The following is a 12,088-nucleotide window of genomic DNA, read 5'->3' as shown; positions in this document are numbered from 1 at the left end:
CGATGATCCGGCTCCCCGCGCTCGCGGCCGCCCTCCTCGCCTGCGCGTCCGCGAGCCTCGTGCCGGTGATCGCGGGCGCCGCGCCCGCGACGCCGGCCGCGGACGCCCCGGCCTTCCGGGCCTTCGTGGAGGCCCTGCGCCCCGACGCCGCCGCGCGCGGCGTGTCCCGGAAGACCTTCGAGGCCGCCCTGGGCGCCGTGCGCGGGCCGGATCCGGCCGTGCTGGCGCGGATCCGCAAGCAGGGCGAGTTCGGGCGGCCGGTCTGGGAGTACCTCGTCGGCGCGGTCTCACCCGGCCGCATCGCCCGGGGGCGCGCCCGCGGCGCGGCGCTGGCCGACACGCTCCGCGCCATCGAGGCCCGGACCGGAATCCCCGGACCGGTGGTGCTGGCCTTCTGGGGGGTCGAATCCGATTTCGGGGCCAGCGCCGGCACCGTCCCGACGATCCGGGCGCTCGCCACCCTCGCGCAGGCCGGCCATCGCGGCACCCTGTTCCGCGACGAGCTTCTGGCCGCGCTGCAGATCCTCGAACGCGGCGACATCGCGCCGGAGCGCATGAGCGGCAGTTGGGCCGGCGCGATGGGGCAGGTGCAGTTCCTGCCCTCGACCTACCTCGCCCACGCCGTCGACTTCGACGGGGACGGGCGCCGGGACATCTGGACGGACGACGCGGACGCCCTGGCCTCCATCGCAGGCTACCTGAAGGATCGCGGCTGGAACCCGGCCCTGTCCTGGGGCTACGCCGTGACGCTTCCGGAGGGGTTCGACCTGACCCGCTACGCGGGCGACCTCTCCGACTTCGCCGCCCGCGGCGTGCGCCGCGCCGACGGGGGGGCGCTGCCGGGCGCGGGCAGGGCCAGCCTGTTCCTGCCCGGCGGCCTCGGCGGGCCCGCCTTCCTGATCACCGACAATTTCGAGGTGATCCGGGCCTACAACACGTCCGATGCCTACGCGCTGGCCGTCGGCCATCTCGCCGACCGGATCGGCGGCGGCCCGGCGCTGACGGCGCCCTGGCCGACCGCCGCCACCCGCCTCGACGGCGCCGGCCTGCGCGGGCTCCAGACCGGCCTCGCGGCCGAGGGCCTGTATCAGGGCGAGGCCGACGGCCGGGCCGGGCCGAAGCTGCGCGAGGCGGTGCGCCGCTACCAGATCCGCGAAGGGTTGCCTGCCGACGGCTACGCCACGCCGGCGCTGCTGGCCCGGCTCCAGGGACGCGGCGGCGCCCGGCCGTGACCCGCGCGCCCGTTTAGACGAACGCGCCCGCATCCGGTACGATGCGACCGGCGGCGCGCCCCAGGGAGCCCGGCCGCAGAGGATGGTGGGATGCTGACCGGACCTGCCGGGACCGATCGAGGCACGCGGGCCCTGCGGGTCGTGCTCGGCCTGCTCGCGTGCCTCGTCGTCCCGCCGCTCTTCCAGGCCGCGCCGGCGCACGCCCAGTGGGGTGACAGCTACGGCGATGCCGGCAACGGCGCCTACTACCAGCCTCCGCCCCGGCGCCGCTCGCGGGACGCCTATTACCGGGACGACGGCGGCTACGGGCGCGCGCCCCGCTACGCGCCGCAGCCCCAGGAGGCGCCGCGCCAGTTCTACTGGCCCTGGGAGGACCGGCCGCAACAGGCGGCGCCGCAGCCTGAGCGGACCTACCGCGCCCGCCCGCCGCGGCCGCGGGTCAACACCGGCACCGCGGATGCCCAGCGCCCGGCGGCGAAGCGCCGGGTGCGGCCGGCCCGTGCGCCCGAGACGCCGAAGCCCGCCATCGCCAAGACCGAGCCGAACGTGCGGATCGCGGTGTTCGGCGATTCGCTCGCCGACCACCTCGCCCGCGGCCTCGACGACGTCTTCGAGGACAACGCCGACGTGGACGTGGCCGACCGCGCCAAGGGCGACAGCGGCCTCGTGCGCAAGGACGTGGTCGACTGGCCCAAGGCCGCCGAGGACTACCTCCAGGCCAACCCGAAGACCCGCTTCGCCCTCGTCATGGTCGGCGCCAACGATCGTCAGCCGATCCGCGAGGGAGACCAGACCTTCGACCCCCTGACCGACCGCTGGCGCGAATTGTACCGCGGCCGGGTCGAGGCGCTGGTCAAGGTGTTCGCCGACCGGAAGGTCCCGCTGATCTGGGTCGGCCTTCCGCCGATGCAGAGCGAGGCGCTCAGCCGCGATCTGGCGGCGATCAACGACATCGCCCGCGAGGCCGTGACGAAGGCCGGCGCCACCTACGTCGACATCTGGCCGGGCTTCGTCGACGACCGCGACCGCTACGCCGCCTCGGGCCCGGATCCGGAGGGCCAGATCGCCAAGCTCCGCACGACCGACGGGGTGCACTTCACCAAGGCCGGCAACCGCAAGCTCGCGCATTTCGCCGACATCGAGCTGAAGCGCCTGATGGGGATCGCGGCCCCGGCCGTGACCGAGCAGCCCGCCACGGCGACCGCCCCGACCGCGCCCGCGGGAACCGCGCCGAGCCTCGACGGGGCGGCGCCCGCGGCGACCGATACGGCGACGATCGACCGCCAGATCACCGCCATGCTGCCGAGCCTGCCCGAGCCGCCGGGCGTGCCCGCCCTGCCGGTCAAGCCCGCGGCCGGTCCGGTTATGCCGCTCGGCCGCGCCGAGACCTCGCCCGGCGGCGCGCTGCTGACCGGCCGCCCGCGCGAGGGCGACGCCTACGGGACCGTCGAGCGCACCCTCCAGCGCGGCAACGCTCCCCTGCCGCAACCGGGCCGGGCCGACGACTTCCGCTGGCCGCCAGGCTGATTTTTTTCCCGGATTTCGCGGCCGAGCCTCAGGACGCCTCGGGACGGACCACGGCGCGCGGGGATGCGCGCATTATGGGCCCGGAAACTTGGTCCGGACCCGCGAGAGAGTCGACGGAGACTCAGAGCGGGAGCACGCTCGCGCCGGTCAGCGCCTCGTCGATGGCGCGGGCGGCTTGGCGGCCCTCGCGGATCGCCCAGACCACCAGCGACTGGCCGCGGCGCATGTCGCCGGCCGCCCAGATCTTGGGATCGGAGGTGCGGTAATCCGCCTCGTTCGCCTCGACGTTGCCGCGCTTGGTGACGGTGACGCCGGACTGCTCGACGAGGCCCTTCTGCATCGAGCCGGCGAAGCCGATCGCCATGAACACGAGGTCGGCCGGCAGGACGAACTCGGTGCCGGGGATCGGCTGGCGCTTGGCATCGACGCGGGCGCAGACCACGCCGGTGACCTGCCCCTTCTTGCCTTCGAGCCGCAGCGTGGCCGCCTGAAACTCGCGCTCGGCGCCCTCTGCCTGGCTCGACGAGGTCCGCATCTTGGTCGGCCAGTACGGCCACACCGACAGCTTGTCCTCGCGCTCGGGCGGGCGGGGCCGGATGTCGAGCTGGGTGACGGACAGGGCGCCCTGGCGGAAGGCGGTGCCGACGCAGTCGGAGGCGGTGTCGCCGCCGCCGATCACCACCACGTCCTTGCCGGCGGCCAGGATCGGCGCCTCGCCGTTGCCGCGCATCGGCTCGTGGCCGACCCGGCGGTTCGACTGCACGAGGTAGGGCATGGCGTAGTGCACGCCCTCCATGTCCTGTCCCGGAAGCTGCGGGTTGCGCGGGTCCTCGGCGCCGCCGCAGAAGATCACCGCGTCGAACTCGGCCTTCAGTTCCTCGACCGACTTCGTCACCCCGATGTTCTGGTTGTAGTGGAAGACGACGCCCTCGGCCTCCATCTGGCGCACGCGGCGGTCGATGTGGCGCTTCTCCATCTTGAAGTCGGGGATGCCGTAGCGGAGCAGGCCGCCCGCCTTCGGCTCGCGCTCGAACACGTGCACGTCGTGGCCGACGCGGGCGAGCTGCTGGGCCGCCGCCATGCCGGCCGGGCCGGATCCGACGACGGCCACCCGCTTGCCGGTGCGGGCCTGCGCCGGTTCCGGCTTGATCCAGCCCATGTTCCAGGCCCGATCGGCGATCGCCTGCTCGATCGTCTTGATCGCGACCGGCTGGTTCTCGAGGTTGAGCGTGCACGCCTCCTCGCAGGGCGCGGGGCAGACGCGGCCGGTGAATTCGGGGAAGTTGTTCGTGGAGTGCAGGTTGCGCGATGCCTCCTCCCAGTCCGACTGGAAGACGAGGTCGTTCCAGTCCGGGATCTGGTTGTGGACCGGGCAGCCAGTCGGACCGTGGCAGAACGGGATGCCGCAATCCATGCAGCGGGCCGCCTGCTTGGTCAGGTCGTGCTCGTCGAGCGGCAGGGTGAATTCGCGGAAATGCCGGACCCGATCGGCGGCGAGCTGATACTTCTGCTCTTGCCGGTCGAATTCGAGGAAACCCGTGATCTTGCCCATCGGTCAGTCCAATCGCGCCGCTATATCTCTGTCCAGAAGTGCGTGTCGCATCGCCGCGTGACGCGTGTCAGGCTCGAAGCCAGTTCTCGATCGTCAGCCCGGTGATCCGCTCGAACTCCCTCGTGTTGTCCGTGACCAGGATGCTTCCGTCCGCGAGCGCATGGCTCCCGATCAGCAGGTCGTTCGCGCCGATCGGTGTCCCGGCCAGCTCGAGCCCCAGCCGCAGATCGGCGTAGACCCGATCGAAGGGCGGCTGCCAAGCCGCGACCGGGATCGCCGCCAGAACCGCTTCCACCTGCCGCGACAACCGTTCCGAGCCCTTGCGTGCCGCCCCGAAGCGGAGTTCCGCCGCCGCGACGACGCTGGTGTAGACGTTCACCTCTCCGACGTGGCCGATACGCTCGGATATTCTACCCTTCGGCGAGCGCACCAGCGCCGAGAGGATATTGGTGTCGAGCAGGTAGCGCATTCACAGTCGGACATCGTCCGGCCGCGGGTCGTCGATGGTGGGCCAATCCTCGTCGAGCGTTTCCAGTCCTTCGAGGACGGAGAGGAGCGAGGCGCTCCGGATCGGCTCGACGACGAGGCGCCCGTCCTCGGCGCGCAACAGAGCCTCGTCCCCGCCCAGCATGAAGCCGGGCGGGATATCGAGCCTCTGTCCGCCTTCCGTTCGGATCAAGCGCACGCGTGCCTGCCGCTCCGCCATCGCCCACCTACTCCGCCGCCACCGGCATCCGCGCCATCTCCATCTCGCGCAGTGCCCGGCGGTACTCCACCGGCATCACCTTGACGAACTTGGTGCGGTAGCTCGCCCAATCGTCGAGGATCGCCTTGGCGCGGGGGCTGCCCGTGTACTTGAGATGGTTGGTGATGAGCTGCGACAGCCGCTCCTCGTCGTGGCCGGACATGTCGGCGAGGATGTCGACCCGGCCCTTGGTCTCCAGGTCGCCGTCCTGGTGGAAGCGCCGCATCAGGTCGTCCTCCTCCTCGACGGGCTCCAGATCGACCATCGACAGGTTGCAGCGCTTGGAGAACGACCCGTCCGCGTCGAGGACGTAGGCGAGGCCGCCCGACATGCCGGCCGCGAAGTTGCGACCGGTCTCGCCGATCGACACCACGACGCCGCCGGTCATGTACTCGCAACCGTGGTCGCCCATGCCCTCGACCACCGCGATCGCGCCGGAGTTGCGCACGGCGAAGCGCTCGCCCGCGGAGCCGCGGATGTAGCACTCGCCGGCGATGGCCCCGTACAGCACCGTGTTGCCGACCATGATGGTTCGGTCCTGCGGGGCCTTCAGGGCGTCGCTCGGCCGGATGATCAGCTTGCCGCCCGACAGGCCCTTGCCGACGTAGTCGTTGCCGTGGCCCGAGAGTTCGAGCGTCACCCCCGCCGCCACCCAGGCGCCGAAGCTCTGCCCGGCGGTGCCGGCGAGCTTTACGACGATCGTGTCGTCCGGCAGGCCGTCGTGGCCGTGCGCCTTGGCGACCATGCCGGACAGCATCGCGCCGGCCGCCCGGTCCGAGTTGCGGATGGTGTCGGTCAGCACCACCGGCTCGCCGGTCTCGATGGCGCGGCGCGCGCCCTCGATCAGCCGCCGGTCGAGGACGTGCTCGATCGGGTGATGCTGGGTCTCGACGTGCCGGATCGCCGTCTCCGGGCCGACGTTCGGCCGGTGGAACAGCTTGGTGAAGTCGAGGCCGCGCGCCTTCCAGTGGTCGATGGCCTCGACCTTGTCGAGGATGTCGGAGCGGCCGACCACCTCCTCCAGCTTGGTGAAGCCCAGCGCGGCCAGGATCTCCCGCACCTCCTCGGCCACGAAGAAGAAGTAGTTCACCACGTGCTCGGGCGTGCCCTTGAAGCGCTTGCGCAGCACGGGGTCCTGCGTCGCCACGCCCACCGGGCAGGTGTTGAGGTGGCACTTGCGCATCATGATGCAGCCGGCCGCGATCAGTGGGGCGGTGGAGAAGCCCATCTGGTCGGCGCCGAGCAGGGCGGCGATCATCACGTCGCGGCCGGTGCGGATGCCGCCGTCGGCCTGGAGCGCGACGCGGCCGCGTAAGGCGTTGAGCACCAGCGTCTGCTGCGTCTCGGCGAGCCCCGTCTCCCAGGGACCGCCCGCGTGCTTCAGCGAGGTCAGCGGCGCCGCGCCGGTGCCGCCGTCGTAGCCGGAGATGGTGATGTGGTCGGCGCGCGCCTTGGCGACGCCGGCCGCGACGGTGCCGACGCCGACCTCGGAGACGAGCTTGACCGAGACCTCGGCCGACGGGTTGACGTTCTTCAGGTCGAAGATGAGCTGCGCCAGATCCTCGATCGAGTAGATGTCGTGGTGCGGCGGCGGCGAGATCAGGCCGACGCCCGGCGTCGCGTAGCGGACCTTGGCGATCTTGGCGTCGACCTTGTGGCCGGGGAGCTGACCGCCCTCGCCGGGCTTGGCCCCCTGCGCCACCTTGATCTGCATCATGTCCGAGTTGACGAGGTACTCGGTGGTCACGCCGAACCGGCCGGAGGCGACCTGCTTGATCGCCGAGCGGCGCGAGCGGCCGTCGGGCAGCGGCTTGAAGCGCTCCACCTCCTCGCCGCCCTCCCCGGAGTTCGAACGCCCTCCGAACGAGTTGAGCGCGATCGCGAGCGTCTCGTGCGCCTCCTTCGAGATCGAGCCGTAGGACATCGCCCCGGTGGCGAACCGCTTGACGATCTCGGAGGCCGGTTCGACCGCGTCGAGGTCGATCGGCGCGCGGCCGAGCTCGGAGGCGGAGCGGATGCGGAACAGGCCGCGCAGGGTCTTGAGCTGCTGCTCCTGGTCGTTCACCAGCCGGGCGTATTCCCGGTAGCGCTCGGGCACGTTGAGGCGCACCGCGTGCTGGAGCGTGGCCACCGTGTCCGGCGTCCAGGTGTGGGCCTCGCCGCGCAGCCGGTAGGCGTACTCGCCGCCGACGTCGAGGGCGTTGCGGTAGACCGGGGCGTCGCCGAACGCGTCGCGGTGGCGGCGCGCCGTCTCCTCGGCGACCTCGGGCATGCCGACGCCCTCGATCGTCGTCGCCGTGCCGAAGAAGTCGCGGTCGACGAAGGCCGAGTTGAGGCCCACCGCGTCGAAGATCTGAGCGCCGCAATAGGACTGGTAGGTCGAGATGCCCATCTTGGACATGACCTTGAGCAGGCCCTTATCGATCGCCTTGATGTAGCGGTAGACGATCTCGTCGTCGGTGAGGTCCGGCGGGAACTCGCCCTTCATCGCGAGCAGCGTCTCGAAGGCGAGGTAGGGGTTGATCGCCTCGGCGCCGTAGCCGGCGAGACACGCGAAGTGGTGCACCTCGCGCGGCTCGCCCGACTCGACCACGAGGCCGACCGAGGTGCGCAGGCCCTTGCGGATCAGGTAGTTGTGCACGGCCGCGGTGGCGAGCAGCGCCGGGATCGGGATCCGGTCCGGCCCGACCGCGCGGTCGGTCAGCACGATGATGTTGTAGCCGCCGCGCACCGCCGCCTCGGCGCGGTCGCAGAGCCGGTCGAGCGCCCCTTCCATGGCCGCCGCGCCGTTCTCGGCCGGGTAGGTCATGTCGAGGGTCTTGGTGTCGAACCGGTCCTCGAAGTGGCCGATCGACCGGATCTTCTCGAGATCCCCGTTCGTCAGGATCGGCTGGCGCACTTCGAGGCGCTTGCGCCGCGACGCGCCCTCCATGTCGAGCAGGTTCGGCCGGGGCCCGATGAACGAGACGAGGCTCATCACGGCCTCCTCGCGGATCGGGTCGATCGGCGGGTTGGTCACCTGCGCGAAGTTCTGCTTGAAGTAGGTGTAGAGCAGCTTCGACTTCTCGGAGAGCGCCGAGAGCGGCGTGTCGGTGCCCATCGAGCCGACCGCCTCCTGGCCGGTCACGGCCATCGGCGCCATCAGGAGCTTGAGGTCTTCCTGGGTGTAGCCGAACGCCTGCTGGCGATCGAGCAGGCTCACGTCGCTCCGGCTCTCGCGCGGCACCACGGGCTTCAGCTCCTCCAGCACGATCTGGGTCCGCTGCACCCACTCCGCGTAGGGGTGCGCGGCGGCCAGCTCGCCCTTGATCTCCTCGTCGGAGACGATCCGGCCCTTCTGGAGGTCGATCAGGAGCATGCGGCCGGGCTGGAGGCGCCAGGACTGGACGATCTTCTCGTCCGGGATCGGCAACGTGCCCATCTCGGAGGCGAGCAGCACGAGCCCGTCGTCGGTGACGACGTAGCGGGCCGGCCGCAGGCCGTTGCGGTCGAGCGTCGCGCCGATCTGGCGGCCGTCGGTGAAGGCCACGGCCGCCGGGCCGTCCCACGGCTCCATCAGCGCGGCGTGGTACTCGTAGAAGGCGCGCCGCTCCTCGCCCATCAGCGGGTTGCCCGCCCAGGCCTCGGGGATCAGCATCATCATCGCGTGGGCGAGCGGGTAGCCGCCCTGCACGAGGAATTCGAGGGCGTTGTCGAAGCAGGCGGTGTCGGACTGGCCCTCGTAGGAGATCGGCCAGAGCTTCGAGATGTCGTTGCCGAACAGCTCGGAATCGACGCTCGCCTGCCGCGCCGCCATCCAGTTCACGTTGCCGCGCAGCGTGTTGATCTCGCCGTTGTGCGCGACCATCCGGTAGGGGTGCGACAGGCGCCAGGTCGGGAAGGTGTTGGTGGCGAAGCGCTGGTGGACCAGCGCCAGGGCCGAGACGAAGCGGTCGTCCTTCAGGTCGAGGAAGTAGTTCCCGAGCTGGTTGACCAGCACCATGCCCTTGTAGACGATCGTCCGGGTCGACACCGACACGGGGTAGAACGCCTTCACGCGCGGGTCGTCGAGGCCGTAGACCTTGTTCGAGATCACCTTGCGGGCGACGAAGACGCGGCGCTCGAAGGCGTCCTGGTCGGTCACCGAGGCCGGGCGGCCGATGAAGGCCTGCCGGTGGTGCGGCTCGGTCTCCAGCACCGCCTTGCCGAGGTCGGAGGGATCGACCGGCACGTCGCGCCAGCCGAGCAGCGGCAGCCCCTCGGCCGCGAGCGCGGATTCGACGATCCCCTCGACCATCGCCCGCGGCTCCTCGGCCTTGGGCAGGAACAGTTGCGCGACGGCGTACTGGCCGGCGGGCGGCAGCTCGAAGCCGAGGCGCGAGCACTCCTCGGCGAAGAAGGCGTGCGGGATCTGCGTGAGGATGCCGCAACCGTCGCCCATCTTCGGGTCGGCGCCGACCGCCCCGCGGTGGTCGAGGTTCTCCAGGATCTGCAGGCCCTGCGCGACGATGGCGTGGGTGCGCCGGTCGTGCATGTCGGCGACGAAGCCGACGCCGCAGGCGTCGCGCTCGCGCGCCGGATCGTAGGCGCCCTGGGCGACGGGAAGGGCCGGGTCGCGCACGATCAGCGGCTTCGCGCCGCCGCGGGGGGCGATCGGCTGGTCGGCGTGTCCGCGTGCTGACATGCTTCCTTCGTCCTTCCTCGCCCCGTCCGCCGCCTCAGGCCTGCGAGCACGTTTCATGCCCGGACGCCGAGGGTGCCCGGGGAGATGATCAGATGCCGCAGATTCCGGGCCGCCGTCCACCGGCTCCGAGGCGCAGCCCGACGGACTGCGCGCGTCCCGACTCAAACTTCCCTGCCGAGTTGTTCGCCCGTGCGCGAGGCGCGCGGGCGCGGCAGATTGGGACAGTTGTGCTGTCCTAATGGCGGACGTTGGCAGATCGGAATCGTTTCAGCAAGAGGCGCAGGAGGTTGCGCGTGCCGACAGGGCGCGGGCGCGCCGGGGCGGTTGCGCGGGACGATGCGGTGTCGCGACCGGAACTCCGCAATCTCGCCCGAATCGGACGCTCTACCCGTGGCCGCCGAGCACAAGCGGCATGCGGGGCAACGACCTCACCGGCATGGTTCGAGGACCGGCACGACCGGCCGGGACCATGCCGGACCGGCACCCGACCGGGTCTCCCAGACGGGAACGCATCAGCATGAACGAGAGCAGATCCCTGCGGACGCGGACGGTGCGCGCCCTCGGCGCCGCCATCCTCTCCGGCGGACTGATCCTGGCCTCCGGCGCCGCCCACGCGCAGTTCGCCTTCGAGGACGACATCCTCCCGCCCCGGGTCGTGGCGTGGCGCCTCGCCGAGCGCGGCTTCACCGGCCTGTCCCGGCCGCGCTTCGACGGCCGCACCTACGTGGTCGAGGCGGTCGCCCCGAACGGCCTGCCGGTCCGCCTGTTCGTCGATCCGGCGGCCGGCGCGATCGTCGCCCGCCAGCCGCTCGGACGCCCCGAGACCTACGCGCGGCTGGAACGGCCCCCGGGCCGCTCCGCGCCGGGTTACGGCTGGACGGAGGAGGATTTCACGCCGCGCCGGGCGGCCGAGCCCGAGGCCGCTGCGCCCCAGCGGCCGCTGCGCCGGCCCGGCGCCGAGGCCGTCCGGCCCCCGGAGGCCAACCCCTACGGCGTCAACCCGGACGCGGGCGCGCGCCCGGAGCCGGCCCGCAAGGTCGCCCGGACCGGTCCCGTCCGGCCACCCGAGGCCAAGCCGGCCCTGCGCACCGCCCCTGAGGCCCCGGCGCCGAAGCTGGAGGCTGCCCGGCCCGCGCCGAAGCCCGAGGCCCCGGCCGCCGCTGCGCCCGGCGACGCGAAGGCCGAGGGGAAGCTCTCGGATTCGAAGCCGGTCGCCCAGGCCGCCCCCGCCGCGGCGCCCGCCAAGACGTGGACGGATCCGCCCGCCGAGGGCCGGCGCCCCGTCCGGGTGATCGGCGGCGCCACGGTCGTTCCGGGCACTTCCGACAAGGACGCCGGACCGGCGCAGTAGCGGCCGGCGCGCTCGGGCGCGCCGTCCCGGGGCCGTTTCAGCCGTCGACGCGGGCGCGGATCATCGGGCTCCGATCGGCATCCGGTGCGGCCGCGTCGCGGTATAAATAAGGTCGGGCCCGCTTCCCGTCATCCGGCCGACGGCGCCGGATCCAGGCGCTCCCCCCCGCAGAACACCGTCAGCGTGTCCGCGCGCGCGATGGCGCAGAGGGTGAGCCCGTGCGCGCGCGCCCGCTCCAGCGCGAGTGAGGTCGGTGCGGAGATCGCCACCACCATCGCCGCCCCGAGGCGCGCGGCCTTCTCGACCATCTCGAACGAGCACCGGCTGGTGATGATCAGGAAGCCGTCGGCGGGATCCGCGCCGGCGCGCATCAGCGCGCCGATCAGCTTGTCGAGGGCGTTGTGGCGGCCGACATCCTCGCGCACCGCGGCCAGCGTGCCGTCGCGGCGCGCCCAGGCGGCGGCATGGACGGCCCGGGTCTCGGCGCCGAGAGCCTGCGCTGCGTCGAGGTCCGCCAGGGCCCGGGCGATCGCCCCCACCGGAACGCGCGTGGCCGGGGCCTCCCGCAGCGCCGCGCGCGGCAAATCGGCCAGGTCCTCGATGCCGCAGATGCCGCAGCCGGTACGGCCGCTGATGGCGCGCTTGCGGGCGAGGTGCTCGCGCAGGCGGCCGGGCGCAAGGTCCACCAGGAGCCGGAGGCCCTCCGGGGCCGCCTCGACCCGGACGGCGCGGATCTCGTCGGCGGTCTCGACGATGCCCTCGGTCAGGCTGAAGCCGTAGGCGAAGTCCTCGAGGTCGCCCGGCGTGGCCATCATCACCGCGTGCGGCACGCTGCCGTAGACGAGGTTGACCGGCGCCTCGACGGCCAGCGCCCGGGTTCCGGGTCGTGGGGTCGGCTCGGCGTAGGCCACCACCTGCATCGGCGCCTGGACCGAACGCGGCGGGACGCCGTCGGCAGCCCCCGTCACCACGCGTCGCCGCTCCCGGGGATGATATCCGGGGTTGCCGACGTGGGCAG

At 72.3% G+C, this 12,088-nt stretch carries 8 protein-coding genes; 3 read left to right on the top strand and 5 right to left on the bottom strand.

From position 1 onward, the window contains the following. The first annotated feature begins 2 nt into the window (after nucleotides 1–2). Both Q8W71_RS12675 and Q8W71_RS12670 read left to right on the top strand, forming a co-directional pair. Nucleotides 3–1,232 (top strand): lytic murein transglycosylase, encoded by a 1,230-nt coding sequence (locus Q8W71_RS12675; protein WP_370875401.1) that lies wholly within the window; start codon nucleotides 3–5, stop codon nucleotides 1,230–1,232. Nucleotides 1,233–1,322: 90 nt separating this feature from the next. Beyond that, the gene (locus Q8W71_RS12670; protein WP_305525735.1) at nucleotides 1,323–2,759 is read left to right on the top strand and encodes an SGNH/GDSL hydrolase family protein; all 1,437 of its coding nucleotides are present in this window, start codon (nucleotides 1,323–1,325) and stop codon (nucleotides 2,757–2,759) included. A gap of 121 nt (nucleotides 2,760–2,880) precedes the next feature. Here Q8W71_RS12670 and Q8W71_RS12665 read toward each other — a convergent pair whose 3' ends face one another. The 4 genes from Q8W71_RS12665 to gltB form a co-directional block, all read right to left on the bottom strand. Further along, nucleotides 2,881–4,311, bottom strand: a complete 1,431-nt coding sequence (locus Q8W71_RS12665) for a glutamate synthase subunit beta (RefSeq protein WP_305525734.1) — start codon at nucleotides 4,309–4,311, stop codon at nucleotides 2,881–2,883. Nucleotides 4,312–4,378: 67 nt separating this feature from the next. Then, nucleotides 4,379–4,780, bottom strand: a complete 402-nt coding sequence (locus Q8W71_RS12660; RefSeq protein WP_305525733.1) for a type II toxin-antitoxin system VapC family toxin — start codon at nucleotides 4,778–4,780, stop codon at nucleotides 4,379–4,381. After that, complete coding sequence (locus Q8W71_RS12655; RefSeq protein WP_305525732.1) at nucleotides 4,781–5,017, bottom strand: AbrB/MazE/SpoVT family DNA-binding domain-containing protein; 237 nt, start codon at nucleotides 5,015–5,017, stop codon at nucleotides 4,781–4,783. It lies immediately after the preceding gene. Nucleotides 5,018–5,024: 7 nt separating this feature from the next. Then, complete coding sequence (gene gltB, locus Q8W71_RS12650) at nucleotides 5,025–9,719, bottom strand: glutamate synthase large subunit (protein ID WP_305525731.1); 4,695 nt, start codon at nucleotides 9,717–9,719, stop codon at nucleotides 5,025–5,027. Between the two features lie 517 nt (nucleotides 9,720–10,236). Between gltB and Q8W71_RS12645 the strand changes: the two genes are divergently transcribed. After that, nucleotides 10,237–11,070 carry a hypothetical protein gene (locus Q8W71_RS12645; RefSeq protein ID WP_305525730.1) on the top strand — a complete coding sequence of 278 codons (834 nt, stop codon included), beginning with the start codon at nucleotides 10,237–10,239 and terminating at the stop codon, nucleotides 11,068–11,070. 128 nt (nucleotides 11,071–11,198) lie between these two features. On the opposite strand, the gene fdhD is transcribed toward Q8W71_RS12645, so the two are convergent. Beyond that, the gene (gene fdhD, locus Q8W71_RS12640; protein WP_305525807.1) at nucleotides 11,199–11,990 is read right to left on the bottom strand and encodes a formate dehydrogenase accessory sulfurtransferase FdhD; all 792 of its coding nucleotides are present in this window, start codon (nucleotides 11,988–11,990) and stop codon (nucleotides 11,199–11,201) included. Nucleotides 11,991–12,088 lie beyond the last annotated feature (98 nt).

The sequence above is a fragment of the Methylobacterium amylolyticum genome (assembly GCF_030700245.1).
Classification (GTDB): Bacteria; Pseudomonadota; Alphaproteobacteria; order Rhizobiales; family Beijerinckiaceae; genus Methylobacterium.
This window is presented reverse-complemented; position numbering and strand designations above follow the sequence as displayed.

Coding starts and splice junctions, on each gene's coding strand:
- Q8W71_RS12675 (WP_370875401.1), top strand. CDS start 3: ATGATCCGGCTCCCCGCGCTCGCGGCCGCCCTCCTCGCCTGCGCGTCC.
- fdhD (WP_305525807.1), bottom strand. CDS start 11,990: ATGCAGGTGGTGGCCTACGCCGAGCCGACCCCACGACCCGGAACCCGG.
- Q8W71_RS12645 (WP_305525730.1), top strand. CDS start 10,237: ATGAACGAGAGCAGATCCCTGCGGACGCGGACGGTGCGCGCCCTCGGC.
- gltB (WP_305525731.1), bottom strand. CDS start 9,719: ATGTCAGCACGCGGACACGCCGACCAGCCGATCGCCCCCCGCGGCGGC.
- Q8W71_RS12665 (WP_305525734.1), bottom strand. CDS start 4,311: ATGGGCAAGATCACGGGTTTCCTCGAATTCGACCGGCAAGAGCAGAAG.
- Q8W71_RS12660 (WP_305525733.1), bottom strand. CDS start 4,780: ATGCGCTACCTGCTCGACACCAATATCCTCTCGGCGCTGGTGCGCTCG.
- Q8W71_RS12670 (WP_305525735.1), top strand. CDS start 1,323: ATGCTGACCGGACCTGCCGGGACCGATCGAGGCACGCGGGCCCTGCGG.
- Q8W71_RS12655 (WP_305525732.1), bottom strand. CDS start 5,017: ATGGCGGAGCGGCAGGCACGCGTGCGCTTGATCCGAACGGAAGGCGGA.